Below are 18,513 nucleotides of genomic sequence, written 5' to 3' on the forward strand. Positions count from 1 at the left end.
CAATGACCGAATGATCCGCGCCTCCACGCTGCTCGGGGCCGCCCTCGCGGGCGCGCTCGCCCTCGGCGGCTGCTCGGGATCCGACGAGGGCGCCCAGCCTGAGACGGGCGGCACGCCCACCGCACCGGTCGCCTCCACCGGGGCGACGCCGTACCTGCCGGTGCCGGACGGGGTCGAGCTGACCGAGCCGGGCAGCCAGCTCGCGGTGGGCGACCACGCGGTGGTGGCCTACCACCCGCGCCAGGAGCAGGTCGCCGCCCTCGACATCGCCGTCACCCGGCTCGAGAGGACCTCGATCAAGGACTTCTCGGCCTGGCAGCTCAGCGACGCCCAGCGCGGATCCACCCCCTACTACGTGCGGGCCCGGATCGAGAACGTCGGCGACACCGACCTCGGCGGCCGGGCGGTGCCGCTGTACGTGGTCAACGAGGACAACGTGCTGCTGGAGTCGACGCCGTTCGCGAGCTCCTTCCGCCCCTGCCCCAGCACGCCGTTCCCGGAGAAGTTCGCGCCGAGCGACATCGCCCGGGTGTGCCTGGTCTACCTCGCGCCCGACCACGGCGACCTGGTCTCGGTCAGCTTCCGTCCCGAGGAGACGTTCAACCCGATCACGTGGACCGGTGACGTCGAGAAGTACGTCCCGCCGAAGGACGGCGGCACCTCGAAGAGTGGGCCCCCGCAGGGCAAGGGCGGCACCCGCGGCGGCAGGGGCGGCGCCTTCGCCGGCAAGGGCGGCACCCGCGGCGGCTGATCCGCGCCGAGCGCGATTTGGGCGGGCTCGGTGCGGCTTGGACAATGGCCGCATGTCGTCGTTCGCCCCGCCTGCCCAGGGTCTGACCCTCGGGCCGCTGCGCGTCGACACCCCGGTGGTCCTCGCGCCGATGGCGGGCATCACGAACGCCGCCTACCGCCGGCTGTGTGCCGAGCAGGGCGCCGGCCTCTACGTCTGCGAGATGATCACCAGCCGGGGCCTGGTCGAGGGTGACCAGCACACCAAGGACATGCTGGTCTTCGACGAGCTGGAGACGATCCGGTCGGTCCAGCTCTACGGCAGCGACCCGGTCTACGTCGGGAAGGCCGCCGAGATCCTCTGCGGGGAGTACGGCGTCGCGCACATCGACCTGAACTTCGGCTGCCCCGTGCCCAAGGTGACCCGCAAGGGCGGCGGCGGCGCGCTGCCGTGGAAGCGCGGCCTGCTCGGCGAGATCCTGGAGCGAGCGGTCGCGGCGGCGACGCCGTACGACGTGCCGGTCACCATGAAGACCCGCAAGGGCATCGACGAGGACCACCTCACCTACCTCGACGCCGGCCGGATCGCGCAGGAGTCGGGGTGCGCCGCGATCGCGCTGCACGGCCGCACCGTCGCCCAGGCCTACTCCGGCGCGGCCGACTGGGACGCGATCGCGGCCCTGGTCGAGCACGTCGACATCCCGGTGCTCGGCAACGGCGACGTGTGGGAGGCCGCGGACGCGCTGCGGATGGTCGAGCAGACCGGCGTCGCGGGCGTCGTGGTCGGCCGCGGCTGCCTGGGCCGACCGTGGCTCTTCCGCGACCTGGCGGCCGCCTTCGCCGGTGAGCAGGTCGCGACCCTTCCGGCGCTGGGCGAGGTGGCCGCGATGATGCGCCGGCACGCCGAGCTGTTGTGCCAGCACCTGGGGGAGGAGCGCGGCTGCAAGGAGTTCCGCAAGCACGTGTCGTGGTACCTCAAGGGCTTCGGTGCGGGCGGCGAGATGCGCCGCTCGCTGGGCCTGGTCGACAGCCTGGCGGCGCTGGACCGGCTGCTGGCCGACCTGGACCCGGCGGAGCCGTTCCCGGTGCGCGAGCTGGGTGCGCCGCGGGGCCGCCAGGGCTCACCGCGCGCCCGGGTCGCGCTCCCCGAGGGCTGGCTCGACGACGCCGACGGCCGCGGCCGGCACGTCCAGGAGGACGCGGACGAGACCACCGGCGGGTGAGCGGGAACACGCCGGATCGGGCCCACGGGATTGGGACAGGCTGGTTTCGATGTGGTTCACTCGAGCCCGTCGTTGCCTTTTCGTGACCTTTCGGGGGGTCCCGGGAGCGCGGCCGGACCCCCGTCAGCAACAGCAAAGGATCAGCGCTGTGGCAGATCATCGCCACAAGCGGGCCAATGCCCGACGCTCACCCCGAGCCGCGTTCGTCGCGGCGCCTCTCGCCGTCCTGGCGACGGCGTCCGCCGTGACGTTCGGAGTGCTCGCGACCAGTCCCGAGGCACGCGACCTCGTCGCCCAGGAGGCCACCGCCGACCTCGGCGCCCCCGCGGACCGCCCAGCGGCCCTGTCCCGTGCCGGCTCCCGGGTGGATGCTGCGGAGAAGCGGGCCGAGGAGCGGGCCGAGGAGCTCGACCGGATGCGCGCGGCGACCGAGCGCGCCGTACGCCGTGCCGACACGAGGCTCTGGACGACCACGCTGCTCAACCTGTGGTCCAACCCCGGTGCGGACGCCGCGCAGGTCGGCGAGCTCGAGGCCGCCAAGCGGGTCCTGGTGACCGGCCGCTCCACCGAGGGGCGGGTCGAGATCGTCTGGCAGGGGAAGTCGCGCTGGGTGACCGCGGGCTACCTGTCCGAGGACAAGCCGCTCACCGCGGCGGCCGGGCTGTCCATGGCGCCCTGCCCCGACCCGGGCGTCGAGAGCGGTCTGACCTCCGACGCGGTCTACGTCTACCGCTCGGTGTGCCACGCGTTCCCGCAGATCACCTCGTACGGCGGCTGGGACGCCCACGGCGAGCACGCGTCCGGCCGGGCGCTGGACATCATGACCAGCGACGTCGCGCTCGGCGACGCGATCGCGGAGTTCCTGCAGCAGCACGCCGCCGAGCTCAACCTCTACGACATCCTGTGGCGTCAGCAGATCTGGACGCCGGAGCGCGCCAGCGAGGGCTGGCGCTCGATGCCCTCACGCGGCTCGGCCACCGCGGACCACTACGACCACGTGCACGTCGCCACCAACGGCTGACTCGGGGCTCTGCCGGGCCGGCGTTCCGCTCAGAGCAGCCGGGTGAGCCGGGTCTTCGTCAGGTTCTCCCGCACGATCCACGCGATGTCGGGGTCGGAGTCGTCGAGCGCCCAGAACGCGGGCAGGCCCTGGGCGGAGTCGGCGGCGATCGCGACGCTCCAGCAGTAGCCGAGCCCCTCCCGCAGGGTTCGCACGTCGATGTCGCGGCGGGTCTCGGCGGGCCGGGCGGCCAGCGCGGCCGTCGTACGCCGGCACACCTCGATGGCGACCGCGGCGGCGGCCGGGCCCACGAGCAGCCGGGGCTCGCAGATGCCGGCTGCCGCCGCGCGCTGGACCAGCGGGTGCGGGTCGGTCGCCCAGTCGAGCACCAGCATCTCCAGGGCCGGGAGGTTGAGGTCGCCGAAGTGCTGGAGCGCCATCGCGACCGACTCGCGGATCCGCCAGCGCTCGTCGACGGCGAGCTCGCGCAGCCGCGCCTGCACATCCGGGTCCGCCGCGGTGGCGCCCAGGCCGAGGACCCCGCAGAACGTGCGGTACTCGTCGCCGCTCGCGATCAGCTCGTCGTCGAGCGCCAGGTCGGCCAGCTCCGCGAACGCCATCGCGAGCTCGATGTTCCCGCGCGTGCCCGGGAGGTCGGAGTGCCGGTCGAGGTAGCCCGGCCACGCGGCGCGGTCCAGCCGACCGAGGTCGGAGCGGTACTCGTCGATCCGCGTCACGACTCCACGATCCGGAGTTTGCCCGGGCCGGCGGTAGGGCCTGAGGTCCCAAGTCGGGGCATCGCCCTAGAGTCTGCAGCGATGGAACACCTGGAGCGCTACGACGCCGCCGCGCGCGAGCGTCTGGTCGAGGAGCCGCCCAAGCGGGTCGCCGCCCCGGAGCGGACGCCGTTCGAGCGCGACCGGGCGCGCCTGGTCCACGCGGCGGCCTCGCGGCGGCTGGCCGCGAAGACCCAGGTGGTCGGGCCGCAGAGCGACGACTTCGTGCGCAACCGCCTCACCCACAGCCTCGAGGTGGCCCAGGTGGCGCGCGACCTGTCCCGGGCGCTCGGCAGCCAGCCGGACATCGCCGAGACCGCGGCGCTCGCCCACGACATCGGGCACCCGCCGTTCGGCCACAACGGCGAGCGGGTGCTGGCCGAGCTGGGGGAGCCCTGCGGCGGGTTCGAGGGCAACGCCCAGACGCTGCGCCTGCTCACCCGGCTGGAGGCCAAGACCGTGGACGCCTCCGGCGCGTCGGTCGGCCTGAACCTGACCCGCGCGACCCTGGACGCCTGCACCAAGTACCCGTGGCCGCGAGACGCGGCCGAGGAGCCGCAGGGGGTGCACGCCGACGGGTCGCCGCGGCTGGTGCGCAAGTTCGGCGTGTACGACGACGACCGGCCGGTCTTCGACTGGATGCGACAGGGCGCGGCCGGCACCCGCCAGTGCCTGGAGGCCCAGGTGATGGACCTCGCCGACGACGTCGCCTACTCCGTGCACGACATCGAGGACGGCATCGTCGCAGGCCGGGTCGACCTCACCCGGATCGACGGGCCCGCGGTCTGGGAGACGGTCCGCGACTGGTACCTCCCGAGCGCGACCGACGACGTGCTCGGCGCGACCCTCGCCGGCCTGCGCGAGGTCGGCAGCTGGCCGGCCGCGCCGTACGACGCCAGCCGCCGCTCGCTGGGCGCGCTCAAGAACCTCACCAGCGACCTGATCGGGCGCTTCTGCGGCGCGGTGCAGCACGCGACGTTCGCCGCGAGCGAGGGACCGTTCGTGCGCTACGCCGCCGACCTGGTGGTCCCCGAGCGGACCCGCCTGGAGATGGCCGTGCTCAAGGGCGTCGCCGCCCACTACGTGATGCAGGCCGACGACCGGGTCGCCGCGATGGTGCGCCAGCGCGAGCTGCTGGCCGAGCTGGTCGCCGTCCTCGCCGACCGCGCCCCGGACGCCCTCGAGCGCGCCTTCGCCGACGACTGGCGGGCGGCCACCGACGACGCCGCGCGCCTGCGGGTCGTCATCGACCAGGTCGCCTCGCTCACCGACGCCAGCGCGCTGGCCCGGCACCAGGCGCTCCGGCCGCGCACCTGACCTCCCTGCTGTCGGGGAGCGCCCACGATGACCGTGGGCGGCCGGTCCCGGGGGCAGTTCGGCGCCCGGCGTCCGGCTCATCGCGGGCGGGTCCGGACGGTCGGTCGAACTGCCCCGCCGTCGGGCCTCGCCGTAGGCTCGGGCCTCGTGAGCGATCGTCTCGTCTGGCTGCCGTTCGATCCCGCCGAGCTGGGCGACCCGCCGGAGGGCCTGCGCTACGAGGTGGTCGACCCGACCGAGCACGTCCCGGACACCGTCGGTGCGGTCCGGTTCTACGTGCCGCCGTACCAGGTGGGCAGCCGCGTCGCGGAGGTGCTGCCGCGGATGACCGCGCTGGAGGTGGTCCAGACGCTCACCGCCGGGGTCGACAACCTGCGTGGCCAGGTGCCGGACGGCGTCACGCTCTGCAACGGCCGCGGCATCCACGACACCTCCACCGCCGAGCTCGCGCTGGCCCTGATCCTGAGCAGCCTGCGCGGGGTCCCGGACCACGTGCGCGCCCAGGACCGTCACGAGTGGGCGCCCGGCTGGCGGCCGGCGCTGGCCGACAAGCGCGTGCTGGTGGTCGGGTACGGCGCCATCGGGCAGGCGATCGAGGCCCGGCTGCTGCCGTTCGAGGCCGAGGTGACGAGGGTCGCGCGCACGAGACGAGACGGCGTGCACGGCATCGACGAGCTGCCCGCGCTGCTGCCGGACGCGGACGTCGTGGTGCTCGTCGTGCCCCTCACCGACCAGACCCGCGGCCTGGTCGACGCGAGGTTCCTGGCCGCGATGAAGGACGGGGCGCTGCTGGTCAACGTCGCCCGCGGCGCGGTCGTCGACACCCCCGCCCTGATCGACGCGCTCGGCTCGGGGCGGGTCCGCGCCGCGCTCGACGTGACCGACCCCGAGCCGCTGCCGGAGGACCACGCGCTCTGGGACGCACCCGGCCTGCTGATCTCGCCGCACGTCGGCGGCGCGAGCAGCGCGATGTGGCCGCGGGCGCACCGCCTGGTCCGCGACCAGCTGCACCGCTACGCCGCGGGGGAGCGGCTGTGGAACATCATGTCCGACGCGTACTGACCGGGACATAGACTCCGCCTCGTGGCTGGCCGGATCCGCGATGAGGACATCGCCGTGGTGCGCGAGAAGGCGCGCATCGACGACGTCGTCTCGCAGTACGTCACGCTGCGCAACGCCGGCGGTGGCTCCCAGAAGGGCCTGTGCCCGTTCCACGACGAGAAGTCGCCGTCGTTCAACGTCAACCCGAGTCGTGGTTTCTACCACTGCTTCGGCTGCGGCGAGGGCGGCGACGTCATCACGTTCCTGATGAAGATCGACGGCCTCACGTTCGGCGAGGCGGTCGAGCGGCTCGCGGACAAGGTCGGTGTCCAGCTGCGCCGCGAGGAGGGCGACGTCCGCGAGGAGCGGCCCAAGGGCCCGCCGCGGCGACGGCTGGTGGAGGCGCACAAGCTCGCCCAGGAGTACTACGCCGAGCAGCTCGCCAGCCCGGATGCCCTCGTCGCCCGGCAGTTCCTGGGCCAGCGCGGCTTCGACCAGGCCGCGGCGGAGCACTTCGGCATCGGGTTCGCGCCCCGCGACGGGGACGCGCTCAAGACCGTGCTGCGCCAGCAGGGCTTCAGCGCCGAGGAGATGACGGTCGGCGGGCTGATCGGCCCGTCGGGCTACGACCGGTTCCGAGGACGGCTGCTCTGGCCGATCCGCGACGCGAGCGGCGACACGATCGGCTTCGGGGCCCGCCGGATCTTCGACGACGACCGGATCGACGCGAAGTACCTCAACACCTCCGAGACCCCGATCTACAAGAAGAGCCAGGTGCTCTACGGCATCGACCTGGCCCGCCGCGACATCGGCCGCTCCTCCCAGGCGGTGATCGTCGAGGGCTACACCGACGTGATGGCCTGCCACCTCTCGGGAGTGACCACCGCCGTCGCGACCTGCGGGACCGCGTTCGGCGACGACCACTCCCGGGTGCTGCGCCGCTTCCTCAACGACCACGAGGAGTTCCGCGGCGAGGTGATCTTCACCTTCGACGGCGACGCCGCGGGCCAGAAGGCCGCGCTGCGCGCGTTCGGCGGCGACCAGAACTTCGTCTCCCAGACGTACGTCGCCGTCGAGCCGGACGGGCTCGACCCGTGCGACCTGCGGATCCAGAAGGGCGACGCCGCGGTCCGCGAGCTGGTCGCCCGACGGGTGCCGCTCTACCGCTTCGTGCTCGCCAACGTGGTCGGCAAGTACGACCTCGATCGCGCCGACGGCCGGATCGACGCCGTTCGTGAGACCGCACGCCTCGTTGCCTCGGTTCGGGATCAGTCGAAGGTGACGGCGTTCGCCCAGGAGATCTCGAAGATGGTCGGCGCCGACATCGACACCAATGCGGTCCTCGCCGAGGTCCGCCGGGCCGCGAACCGGCGCCCCGCGCCGGATCCTCGCGGGACCACCCCGGCCGCCACGGCGCTCGAGCCGCCGCCCCGGGCCGCCGTACCCGATCTGCGCGACCCGCGCTTCGCGATCGAGCGCGAGACCCTGCAGCTGGTCATCCAGCACCCGATGACGATCGGGCGCAGCACCGGCGACATCGGCCCCAACGACTTCCTCCACCCGACCTACCGCGCGGTCTGGGAGCTGGTCGCGGCGGCCGGGGGCCCCGGGGCGGGCGCCGGCGACCCGGGTTGGGCCAACCGGCTGCGCGACGCCGCCACCGACCCGGCGGCGTCCTCGGTGATCAGCGCGCTGGCCGTCGAGCCGCTGAAGAAGGAGCCGGACTCCGCCTACGTCGCCGAGCACGTGTTCCGCCTGCTCGAGCTCACCGCGGCTCGGCGGATCGGCGCGATCAAGTCCAAGCTGCAGCGCACCAACCCGGTCGAGCACCCCGAGGAGTTCAACAAGATGTTCGGCGAGCTGGCCGCCCTGGAGGCCCACCGCCGCGCGCTGCGCGACCGGCTCGCGGGGAGCACGACGTGAGGCCGCTGCGTCGCCGGACTCCCGCGATCCGGGTCGAGCGCGGCGAACGGCTGCTCGCCGACGCCGTCGCGGCCGAGGGGCACCTCGGTGGCACCCGCGACGCGCTCTACCTGGTGCGTTCCCGCGATGGCGCCGCCTTCGAGCTCAGCGAGACCGTCCGGATCCCGTGGGAGGACGTCGAGGCGGCCGACTGGGACCAGGAGACCTCGGTGCTGCGGGTCAGCGAGGTCGGCAGCTGGGGCGAGCTGCGCCCGGCGCACCGGTTCACCCTCGACGAGCCCGGCCGTCTCCTGGAGCTGGTCCGCGAGCGCGTCACCGCCAGCATCGTGCTGCAGCGGCACGTGTCGATCGACGAGCGTCGCGGACTGCGGGTGATCGCCCGCCGCGCGCCGCGCGGCGACCGGCCGGTGCGGTGGGTCTACGAGTACGACGAGGGGGTCGACCCGGACGATCCGGAGGTGAGCCGACTCGCCGGCGAGGCACTCGCGGCCGCCCAGCAGGACGTCGGCCCGGTCTGAGCGGCCGGCCCCGTCGAGACACCTGAACGGGCTCGGATCCGCCGGCCGGACCAGCCACTCCGGGTGTCGCGACGACCCGCCGGGGCCGATTTCACCTGGCGCGTCCGGATTGCTAACCTGTGCGGGCTGCATCGATCCCCTGTAGCTCAACTGGCAGAGCATTCGGCTGTTAACCGGAGGGTTGTTGGTTCGAGTCCAACCGGGGGAGCCAGAAGAGGGCCTCTGAACTGCGAAGCGTAGATCAGAGGCCCTCCTGCATTTCGAATCTGGCGGTCGGCGAGTTGTCGGCTTCAAGTCGCGTGGCCAACCGTGCGAACGGCGTCTGACCTGCGGAGACGCCACCTGCACGGCCCGATGTGGCCGGCTTGGAACAGGCGGCAGACCGTCCAGCAACCGTCCAGAAACCGCTTGGCGGGCCGTCTCCACCCAAGAGGACCTTGCCGTGAGGTATCCGTTCGGATACCCTGGTGCCGTGGCCACTGGGAACCTCCTGGGGCAGGCCCGCGCTGCGGCGGGTCTGTCGCAGGCTGCACTGGCGGAGCGTGCCGGGACGTCGCGCCCCACGCTGTCGGCGTACGAGCACGGCCGGAAGTCGCCAACTCTCGATACGGCGGCGCGGATCGTGGGGGAGGCGGGGTTCGAGCTGGTCATCAGGCCGCGGATCGAGTTTCGCGAGGTTGCCGCGGAGCGCGGCCGGCCGATTCATGTGCCGAGCTTCCTGCCGAGGCTCCCGGTCGACCTCGCCTTCGCAATCGTCGAGCTGCCGCTGCACCTGAACTGGTCCGACCGCGGCCGGCAATTCGACCTGCGCGACCGCTGCCAACGTGCTCGCGTCTACGAGATGGTCCTCCGCGAAGGCGGTCCGGACGACGTGGTTGCTTACGTCGACGGCGCGCTGCTCGTCGACCTGTGGGACGACTTAGTCCTGCCGACCAAGGTCCGCGCCGCCTGGGCCGGTGTCGTCACTGGTCGGCGTCGCGAGGAAGTCGCATAGTGGGCCAGCCCGACGCCCTCACGCACCTCCAGGTCGAGATTGCCTCGATCTTCTTCGAACTCGAGACGTCGGAGGGATTCCTCGTCGCCGGCGGCGCCGCTCTCCTTGCCTCCGAACTGATCACGCGACCGACCGAAGACTTGGATCTCTTCGCTTCGAGCCCGATCGTGTCCGTGACCGGTGCGAAGCAGGCGCTCGTTGACGCCCTGGAGCAACGCGATCACGACGTTGCGTCAATCCAGGACGGTCCGACGTTCTGCCGCATGGTCGTCCGACGGGCGGGCGAGGAGGTTCTAGTCGACCTCGCCATCGATTCGCCGCCACATACCGCTCCAACCATCACGGTCCTAGGGCCAACGCTCGCGCCGGTCGGAAGCTGCTTGCCCTCTTCGGTCGCGCCGAGGCTCGTGACTTCGCCGATGTCTACCTGCTCGCCAAACGGTTCGGTAAGGAAGCCCTGCTGGAACAGGCCGAGTCGTTGGACGCAGGGTTCGATCGCACCGTCCTCGCACAGATGCTCGGCACGCTCGGGCGCTTCGAGGATGACGAGATCCCCCTGGATGACGATGACCTCCGGGCAGCCCAGACCGTATTACGCACCAGGATCGACGAACTGACTTAACCGTCCGGCAGGCGTCGACAGGTGCGGGATCCCAGATTGACGTTGTCCGGTGCAGGACTTTGAGGCGCCCTTCGAAGGGCATACGACGCCACGCCCTGATCGGCGACGAGGAGGCGCGGACCCGACCTCGATCACCCAAACGCAGCGCCGGCCTCTGCGGATCGACGCTGACACGGTCCGAGGCGCCCGTTCGCCCCCAAAGCGTTCTCTAAACCCCGGCCTGCATGTGAAACCCACGGAAGGCGGCCACGTCCGTCGAGGACGCCTGGACGAGTCACGGCGAGTCGACGCTGGGAGACCGGATCGGCACCGCGTTCGCCGTGCCGCTGACCTAGCATGAGGAACGACCCTCAACTTCAGATCAGAACCACACATCTTTGGCCAGCGGCTGACCCTAGGATGCACAGCGTGGCCCACGACTCGCAGCAAGCGCCGGAGTTGCCGCGTGAGCTGCCTGCCAGCCAGGTTCAACCATTTCTCCGGTGGGCGGGGTCCAAACGCTGGCTAGCCGCTCGAATCAAGTCGATCCTCCCTGCCGAGTTTGGCGACTACTACGAGCCCTTCCTCGGATCGGGCTCTGTCTTCTTCGCCCTGGGCTTGGATGGCAATCGGTGCGTTCTGAGTGATTCGCTGTCTCCATTGATCAACTGTTTTGAACAGGTTCGCGATCAACCCAGCGCGGTCCACGAAGCTGTTGCCAACTGGGGATGCGACCGCGAGAGCTATTACGCCATCCGAGGGTTGAAACCAACGGACGACGCCACGAGGGCCGCCCAGTTCATCTATTTGAATCGACTCTGCTTCAATGGCCTATACCGAGTAAATAGGGATGGAGGATTCAATGTTCCGTACGGGCGCCCGCGGTTCGAACGCATCTTCTCGAAGCCCAACGAACTCCACGCGCCATCCAAGAGGCTGAATGGAACGCGCATTCACCGAACCGACTTCGTGTCTGCGACAGAGCGCGCAACTCAAGGCGATCTCGTTTATCTCGACCCGCCATATGTTGCCGGCCACCGCAATAATGGGTTTGTAGACTACAACGCTCGGGTCTTCCGCTGGGAGGACCAACGACGATTATCGGAGCTTTGTGATTCCTTGACCGCCCGCGGCGTAATGGTAATTGTAAGCAACGCAGATCACCCAAGTATCCGTGAACTCTATGGTTCACACTACAGAATCGAATCCCTGAACCGATTCTCGAGTATGTCGGGTAACGCCGGAGCGCGCGGAGTTAGCCAAGAGTTGCTGATTGTCAACGGTCCGCTCGTGGAAGCCATCTCATGACGTCACTTCGGCTAATGGTTTTGTCCGATATTCACGCTTCGCAAACAGTTACCAACTGGTCGCATGTGACTGTTGAGCCCCCTCAAGCGCCGCTGACGACCCAACCTCTGAGGGATCTCCGTGAGTTCGTCGAAAAGCAGAATTTCAAGTGCGACTTCCTCGTCGTCCCTGGAGACATAGCCGACCAAGGAGACGCAGCTGGCCTGCAGTACGCGTGGCTCATATTGCACGAGCTGGCAACCGCGCTCGGAGCGGAACTCGTCGCGAGTCCCGGAAATCACGATGTGGTTACCCACTCGGATATCGCAGACCGCAGTTCGATTCTGAAGAACCTCAGGCCGACCTTCCCGACCGGAGACGCAACGTTAGACCAAAATTTCTGGAGAGAAGGCTTTACTATCGTCGAACGCGGCGACTATCGGTTTGTGATCCTCAACTCGACACACGATTTTCCGCCCTTTCCAGACGGCGGGAAGTCGTCGCCCAACTGGGCTGGATACTTGGCCGAGCTCGATCGGGCGACATTCTCGACCGAGCTCGAGGAACGAATGGCTGCTTCTCTCGCGGGCCGGACCGAGAAGATCAACGTCCTTATCCTCCACCACCATCCTCAAGAGCACCAACTCCGGGACCGGTTCAAAGACACGTATGGCCCCATGAGAAGGGGAGACGCCCTTATTTCGTTACTAAACGGCGCTGAACTCGGACGTTGGTTGGTCATCCATGGTCACAAGCACCTTCCCCAACTAGTCCACGTAGGCGGCGTAGTTGGGGGCGACGTAGCTACGTTATGTGCTGCCAGTCTTGGGGCGCATCTATGGAAGCCTGTAAGCACTGCGGCAAGAAATCTCTTCCACATCCTGGACGTAACGAACGACCCGGTTCCAGGTCTTGGCACGTTGAGAGGAACGGTCGATAGCTACTATTGGGGATACGGTGAGGGTTGGAAGCCTTCCCATCCCGACGGTTGCGGAATGCCCGCGCAGAGCGGTTTCGGCTGCATCTCCGACCCGCGGGATCTCGCCCAGCAGGTCGCTAAGCATATGGATAGCAACCATCTGGAGATCCTGGACTACGACCGTCTGATTGCCGTCGTCCCGGAGATCCCTTACCAAACGCCCGATGCTTTCAGCAATCTGGTGACGGCTTTGGAACGGATCGGGTACGGATTTGTCAGGAATTCCCGTCAGAAGATCGTTCAAGTTGTGAAGGACGGCTAATGACAGAGTCGGTGTGGACCTTCGAACAGAATGCCAAGCGAATGACGCCGGCCGAGGTCGCGTCGAGTTTTGTCCCTCACCCGTCATTCCGCGAACTGACCAATTTGGATCATTGCTACGTCGTCGGCCCGCGCGGAAGTGGCAAGACCACGCTTCTCAAGATGCTGCAGGGCGAGGCCTTGATGGCATGGCAGGGGCGGCACGCAAGCAATGCGCGGAGCCGAGTCAACTTCTCAAGCGTATTTCTCCCAGCGGACACCCTGTGGTCGACACAGACGAGGAGTGCGCCGCCAGAAATCGGGAAGGCCGCGTTCGTCTTGCAGGCGCTTTACGCGCTCGTCGAGACCATGAAGTATCGCTCGTCTGGCGAGGACGCGAACGGGAACGCGATCTTCGATCCAGCGGAACTAGGCCATGACCGGGAGGTGTCTTTGGTCAAGACGCTTCGCCAGGGGTGGCGTATATCGCCGCGGGGAAACAGCCTGGCAGCTCTCAGCGCACACCTCGACCTCTTGCTGCTTGAAGTGTCGCGCCGCGAAAAGAGCGTGGTCCGTCAGTTCAGCAACGTTGATGCACTCGACCTGATCTCGTACGGTGTTCGGACCTTTAATCGGGAAGTGGGTCAGGATCGCCATCGTTGGGCATTGCTTCTCGACGAGATGGAGCTCGCACCTCCAGAAATCTACAATGAGATCGTTCCGTTTGTTCGGGGCGGGAATAGCACTCTCATTCTGAAGATATCCACGAGCCCGTTTGACCGATACTACGAGTTTGCTGGGCCACAGTACGGCCCAATGGCCGGCAACGACTTTCGCGCCGTCCACCTCGCTGGTCTTCCACGCACCGCCGTCCATACATTTTCAGTTGGAATGTGGAATTCGGCTGTGAAGTCGGCAGGCCTGCCGCCAACCCGGATTCAGGATGCGCTCGGTCAGTCTTCCATTCAGAAGCGTGCCGGTTCAACCGGGTCAACTCTGGACATTCAAGGAAGCGTCATCGGCAAGGCCGCGGCTTCCGACCCAGATCTCGCGAAATGGTTGAAGCGTCGGAAGGTTGACCTAACCCAACTTGAATCCATGACCTACGTCCAGCGGTCAGCGACGCTGCGGAAGGTGTATCCGTTGGTTGTCTTCCGCGAGGCTCTTCTGACGTTTCCTGATGGCGATGAGCCGGCCCGGGCTAGGTCGCGCAAGAAACAGTATGAGCCGTTTACGGGGGCTGACGCCGTCATTACGGCGCTGGAAGGTAACCCTCGATGGATCAAGACTGCCTACTCCGCGATGTTCGACAGCGCGAAGATTGGGGCGGCGGCCTTCTCGGTACAGCCAACCGCTCAGTGGGACGCGCTCGCACATTTGGCCGACCGGTTTGAATCTTTGATGAGAGTGATGCCCTCTCAACGTAGCGAATCGACCGGCCTGGGCTTCAACGCGCTTATTGACAAGATCGCCCTCTATTTTCATGCGGTAAATGTCGGTAAATTCCGGTCGGATCCTCCGACGACATTCGTTGTCGATGGAGGCGTGCCACAGGATGTTTATCCTCTATTGACATTAGGACTCTATTCAGGGGCATTGGTTCACGTTCGCGATAAGGGCGGAGAGGATACTATTACCGACTATCGTGGAAAGCGTTTCCGTTTGGCCTATCTCTTGGCGATCCGTGACAACCTGGAGTCCCCGATGCGTCTGGGCAAGCATGTCGCGCTTTCGAGAGTCCTAGCGTCCCAGGTGAGACCGGTTGCTCCCGAGGAGCCCGACGATCCAATTGGCCAGAGCGTCCTCTTCTGAATGGTGACGAAATGACCCTGCACTCTATTAGCGATCTAGAGTTCTCTTCTGGGAGATCGTACGACGCTGCACTCGTCACGTGCGGGTACGAGCGACGCTCAAGTTTCTTGGCGCGTTCGGGATTGGATGCCACCAACAAGATTGCGATTCAACACGCTGGGGACCCTGTTCTCCGATTCAATGAGAACTTAGCGCTCCTAAAGCACGAAGGTTGGAGTGTTCAAGACGAGGACACCGTCATTGACGCCGTGGGTCGTATTGTGACCATAGGTGGGTCGACAGTAGCGGTCGATATCAGTAGCATGCCGCGGCGGTTCCTTGGCCGCTTGGTGGAGATTTTCGCGGCCGCATCTCGACCGTGCACAGTGGATTGGTTCTACGCGCCGGCTGTCTTCGATGAGAGCGCGTTGGCCGCCAGCGCTATCCAGCCGCTGATAGCGGACCCGGTCTCCGAGTTCTTTCTAGGAGACCTGCGCAGTCCTCTATCGCCGGTCGGGCTGATTCTTGGGCTCGGCCTAGAACCCCACCGCGCGATGGGTCTCGTCGAGTTCTTGGAGCCTGGACGTGTCTGGTCATTGATGGGGGAGAGCGACGAGCCTAGGTTTGCCCAGCGCGCCTTGGAGATCAATCGCGAACTCGTCGATCTGCCAACGACGACTTTGTTGCTGTACCCAGTCCGTTCAATCGCCACGACGTTCTCGGCCCTGGAGTCGTTGGTCTTCGCGACTCGAGACTCGTACCGCTTGGTCCTGGCCCCGTCAGGCCCCAAGGTGTTCGGACTCGCCTGTCTATTGGTTGGCGCCATGGCTGCGCAACCTCGGCCGGCCGTGTGGCGTGTAGGCGGCTTTGGGGATTCCACTCCGATGGACGTTTCAGAAGAAGGGATTGTGATCGGCTGCCGTTCCGAGTGGTCTGAGTAGCCAGTCGACCCAGACCGTCGGGCTCCAACTGCGGCTCCCGTCAAGCGCTTAAGTGGGTGCTCTGTCCAACCTCTGCCCACTTCTAATTGGGCCCTCGTGGGATTGAGACGTTCGTACCTCAGGACCTGCCCATCCTAGGACCAGCATCATCCCGCCAATGGGCGCCTCCGGCGAGTGGATCCCGACTTCGGATGACGGAGTGGAAGGTGTCCAGAAATAGGCCAGAAACTCCATGAAGCCGTGTCAGTCGCTGTCAACGCTGTGGCATCTGAGCCCAGCGTTTGCGCAGGTCAACGACGAAATCTGGGCAGCATCGTCAAGGAAAGTCAGCTGCTTCAGCCGCTGGGAGCGGTAACCGGAGGGTTGTTGGTTCGAGTCCAACCGGGGGAGCCAGCGACACCCCGCCTGACCTCGACAGGACAGGCGGGGTGCTTCGTCTTCCGGGATCCGGGGTGCGTCCCCCCGAGCCTCACGCTCGTGATGTCACTTCTGCGCCGGCTCTGCCTGAGCTGAGGCGTGGCCGGCGGCTGCGGCGCTGAGCGCGAGTACGCCGACCGCAGCGGCGAGCACGCCGACGAGCACCTTCGCCGCCAAGACGGTGTCGGTCAGCTCCCAGGTCGCATCCGACGCGGCCTCGGCCCCGGCACGGACGAACAGCCCGTTGAGCAAGAACGAGAGCCCGTCGAAGACGACAAGAGCACCTGACCCGACCCAGACCAGCGCCGCCGGCCACCAGAACCGGAGCCGAGCTCCCCACCGGCCGGCCAGAGCGAACATGCCGAGCGCGGCGACAGCTGCCCCGGTCGCCCGGGCCACTTGCATCGGCACCGACCGCTCCGTGTCGGTCCCGGAGAGGGCGAACGCGCCCGCGCCGGACCAGGACGAGAAGACGATGGCGGTTCCGAGCGCCATCGAGGCAACGGCCACCGTGATCTGGACGAGGTTCCGCCCGGACCACGACGAGACACGATCCTTGCGGCCGTGGTCGACGACTTCGCTGGTGCGCATCGTGAACAGCCGACCCCAGCGGGCGCGCACATGCGCGGCGAAGACAACCGCGAGTGCCGTCCCCTGCAGGGCGAACGCCACGTAGACCAGCACGTAGACCCATGGCCTGATCGGGTCGTCGCTGGAGCTCGGGTCCTGTGAGGTGCCGGAGAGGGCGGCGCCCACGGCGGAGCCGATCATGACCTGGAAGAGGACCCCGGTGCCCACCCATGCCGGGAACAGCAGGAGCCACGGCGGCAGCCTGCGTGACCAGGGCCGCGCGAGAGCGACCACCAGCGCCACGGCGAGGAGCTGGACGACCGCCATCAGGGCGTTCGAGAGCACCCAGCCGATGTCGCCGAGAACCGACTCATCCGAGATTCCGAGGGGCACGCCCACCGTCCAGAGCACCTTCAACGCCAGGTAGGGCAGGCAGCTGATGCCCGAGACCCATGCCGCGGCTGTGCCGACGCGCGTCACCCCCGGAACCCGGGGCAGCTCGAGGTCGGTCATGTATCGACGCTTCGCTAGGCCGGGAGGGTCAGGTTCCGATGGCGCAGCACGAGCAGCCCGGTCACCGCGAGGCCGACGGCGACGGCGGTCAGCGCCAGGATCGGTCCGGCCGTGATGGCCGCGGCGGGTGCCTGCGGGCCGTGGGTGAACGGGGACAGGTCCTGGACCGGGGTCGGCAGGTTCAGGCTCGGTCCGAACATCGGGCCGGCGACCAGCATGGAGAGCATCAGCGCCCAGCTGACCGGCACCGACCAGCGTGGCGTCGCGCACCCGATCGCCACGACGGAGGCACCCACGACCAGGACCCCGGGCAGCTGCGCCAGGCCCGCCCAGACCAGGCCGGCCACCTGCCCGCGGGTGTCGCCGAGGACCTGGCCGGTGGTCAGGGCCATGCTGACCGCGAACAGCACCACCAGGCCGGCCGCGCCGAGTACGGCATTGACCAGGTGGCCCCAGAGCCAACCGGCCCGGGTGACGCCGGTGGCCAGCACGGACTCCAGGGTTCCGCCGGTCTCGTCGACCCGCATTCGAAGCAGCACCTGGACCACGTAGATCGCCACGAACATCCCCGTCATCTGGATGATGGAGACCTGGTAGGCCTCGACGACCTGGTCAGTGCCGCCGACCTGCGTCCACCAGTCCTTGGCGTTGCCGGTGAGGTCCTGGATCTGCTCGGTGAGGTTGCCGAAGATCAGCCCGAACATCGACAGCACCACGGCCCAGCCGAGGAACGCGCCGCGTTGCAGTCGCCAGGTGAGCCCGACGGGACCGAGCAGGGAACGCGCGGCAACGGGGTGGCCGTGGCGCTCGGGCCACAGGCCTCGTCCGACATCACGGCGGGAGGCCAGCGCGACCGCGGCCGCCAGCAGCACCACGAGCGCCAGGAGCGCCAGCAGCAGCGGGGCCCAGTGGGATCCGCCGAACGGACGGGTCTGCTGACCCCAGCCGATCGGCGAGAACCAGGCCGGCCAGTCGCTGGTCACCCGCAGGCCGGCCTTGTCCACGCTGCCCGCCATGTTGCCGATCCCGGAGAGCACGAAGGCGACCGCGAGGGCGCCTGCGGCCATGCCGGAGGCGCCGCGGGTGGTCGACGACAGCTGGCAGGTCACCGCGGCGACGCCGACCCAGACCAGCCCGACCGCGGCCACGGAGGCTCCGGCCAGGAATGCCCCTTCGACCGGCTGCCCGGATGCCAGGATCCCCACACCCAGGACGACGGTGAGGACGAGGTCGGCGGCCGCGGCGACGAGTACGCCGGCGGCCAGCCCGGCGTACCGGCCGACCACGGTGGAGTCGAGCATCTCGGCCCGGCCGAGCTCTTCGTTCTGTCGCGTGTGCCGGATCACGGCGAACGTGCTCATCAAGGCAGCAAGGACGGCCAGCGTGACGTACTCGCGGTGCAGCATGTATCCGCCGACGGTGGGCCCCGAGGTCAGCCCGAGCAGGCGCATGCCGGTGTTGGTGGCCACTATCCGGGTCTCCCGGACGAGGTCCTCGTGCACGGCCAGGCTGTCGTCGAACATCGCGGTGGTGGCCGCGACGAACAGCCCGAGTCCGGCCCACCAGGCGGTGATCGTGTAGAGGTCGCGGCGTGCGGCGAGCCGGGTCAGGCGTGCGGTGCCGGCGAAGTCGGACGTGGTGAGCGTACGCATC

16 protein-coding genes and 1 tRNA gene are annotated in these 18,513 nt (G+C 68.2%); 14 read left to right on the forward strand and 3 right to left on the reverse strand.

Annotation, left to right across the window (positions count from 1 at the left end):
- Positions 1 to 10: 10 nt before the first annotated feature.
- The 3 genes from QMC84_RS08250 (at position 11) to QMC84_RS08260 (ending at position 2,973) form a co-directional block, all read left to right on the forward strand.
- Entirely contained in the window at positions 11 to 751 is a 741-nt protein-coding gene (locus QMC84_RS08250; RefSeq protein ID WP_300373722.1) for a hypothetical protein, read from the forward strand.
- Between the two features lie 52 nt (positions 752 to 803).
- Positions 804 to 1,952, forward strand: coding sequence for a tRNA dihydrouridine synthase DusB (dusB, locus tag QMC84_RS08255; RefSeq protein WP_300373724.1), 1,149 nt, complete (start codon positions 804 to 806; stop codon positions 1,950 to 1,952).
- Positions 1,953 to 2,100: 148 nt separating this feature from the next.
- Complete coding sequence (locus QMC84_RS08260) at positions 2,101 to 2,973, forward strand: mucin-2 protein (protein ID WP_300373726.1); 873 nt, start codon at positions 2,101 to 2,103, stop codon at positions 2,971 to 2,973.
- 29 nt (positions 2,974 to 3,002) lie between these two features.
- Here the strand turns inward: QMC84_RS08260 and QMC84_RS08265 are convergent, their stop codons facing one another.
- Positions 3,003 to 3,689, reverse strand: coding sequence for a HEAT repeat domain-containing protein (locus QMC84_RS08265; protein WP_300373728.1), 687 nt, complete (start codon positions 3,687 to 3,689; stop codon positions 3,003 to 3,005).
- 81 nt (positions 3,690 to 3,770) lie between these two features.
- Here QMC84_RS08265 and QMC84_RS08270 point away from each other — a divergent pair, with 81 nt between their 5' ends.
- From QMC84_RS08270 to QMC84_RS08320, 11 genes are all read left to right on the forward strand, one after another.
- Complete coding sequence (locus QMC84_RS08270) at positions 3,771 to 5,045, forward strand: deoxyguanosinetriphosphate triphosphohydrolase (RefSeq protein ID WP_300373730.1); 1,275 nt, start codon at positions 3,771 to 3,773, stop codon at positions 5,043 to 5,045.
- 147 nt (positions 5,046 to 5,192) lie between these two features.
- Positions 5,193 to 6,107, forward strand: coding sequence for a 2-hydroxyacid dehydrogenase (locus QMC84_RS08275; protein WP_300373732.1), 915 nt, complete (start codon positions 5,193 to 5,195; stop codon positions 6,105 to 6,107).
- A gap of 21 nt (positions 6,108 to 6,128) precedes the next feature.
- On the forward strand, positions 6,129 to 8,009 hold the full coding sequence (dnaG, locus tag QMC84_RS08280) for a DNA primase (protein WP_300373734.1): 1,881 nt from the start codon (positions 6,129 to 6,131) through the stop codon (positions 8,007 to 8,009).
- On the forward strand, positions 8,006 to 8,527 hold the full coding sequence (locus QMC84_RS08285; protein WP_300373736.1) for a hypothetical protein: 522 nt from the start codon (positions 8,006 to 8,008) through the stop codon (positions 8,525 to 8,527). The genes dnaG and QMC84_RS08285 overlap by 4 nt, the downstream gene beginning before the upstream one ends.
- 135 nt (positions 8,528 to 8,662) lie before the next feature.
- Positions 8,663 to 8,738 (forward strand) — tRNA-Asn (locus QMC84_RS08290).
- 261 nt (positions 8,739 to 8,999) lie between these two features.
- Complete coding sequence (locus tag QMC84_RS08295) at positions 9,000 to 9,521, forward strand: helix-turn-helix transcriptional regulator (protein WP_300373738.1); 522 nt, start codon at positions 9,000 to 9,002, stop codon at positions 9,519 to 9,521.
- Positions 9,521 to 10,138, forward strand: coding sequence for a hypothetical protein (locus tag QMC84_RS08300; RefSeq protein ID WP_300373740.1), 618 nt, complete (start codon positions 9,521 to 9,523; stop codon positions 10,136 to 10,138). Before QMC84_RS08295 ends, QMC84_RS08300 begins: the two co-directional genes overlap by 1 nt.
- Before the next feature lie 413 nt (positions 10,139 to 10,551).
- Positions 10,552 to 11,430, forward strand: coding sequence for a Dam family site-specific DNA-(adenine-N6)-methyltransferase (locus QMC84_RS08305; protein ID WP_300373742.1), 879 nt, complete (start codon positions 10,552 to 10,554; stop codon positions 11,428 to 11,430).
- A 14-nt stretch (positions 11,431 to 11,444) separates the two neighbouring features.
- Positions 11,445 to 12,650 carry a metallophosphoesterase gene (locus QMC84_RS08310; RefSeq protein WP_300373818.1) on the forward strand — a complete coding sequence of 402 codons (1,206 nt, stop codon included), beginning with the start codon at positions 11,445 to 11,447 and terminating at the stop codon, positions 12,648 to 12,650.
- Positions 12,650 to 14,440: a hypothetical protein gene (locus tag QMC84_RS08315; protein ID WP_300373744.1), complete on the forward strand. Its 1,791-nt coding sequence runs from the start codon at positions 12,650 to 12,652 to the stop codon at positions 14,438 to 14,440. The genes QMC84_RS08310 and QMC84_RS08315 overlap by 1 nt, the downstream gene beginning before the upstream one ends.
- A gap of 11 nt (positions 14,441 to 14,451) precedes the next feature.
- Positions 14,452 to 15,360, forward strand: coding sequence for a hypothetical protein (locus QMC84_RS08320; RefSeq protein WP_300373746.1), 909 nt, complete (start codon positions 14,452 to 14,454; stop codon positions 15,358 to 15,360).
- Between the two features lie 483 nt (positions 15,361 to 15,843).
- Here the strand turns inward: QMC84_RS08320 and QMC84_RS08325 are convergent, their stop codons facing one another.
- Positions 15,844 to 16,860, reverse strand: a complete 1,017-nt coding sequence (locus tag QMC84_RS08325; protein ID WP_300373748.1) for a hypothetical protein — start codon at positions 16,858 to 16,860, stop codon at positions 15,844 to 15,846.
- A gap of 14 nt (positions 16,861 to 16,874) precedes the next feature.
- Positions 16,875 to 18,512: an ABC antibiotics transporter gene (locus QMC84_RS08330; protein ID WP_300373750.1), complete on the reverse strand. Its 1,638-nt coding sequence runs from the start codon at positions 18,510 to 18,512 to the stop codon at positions 16,875 to 16,877.
- Position 18,513: the final 1 nt, after the last annotated feature.

The sequence above is a fragment of the Nocardioides sp. genome, assembly GCF_030019515.1.
Taxonomy (GTDB): domain Bacteria; phylum Actinomycetota; class Actinomycetes; order Propionibacteriales; family Nocardioidaceae; genus Nocardioides.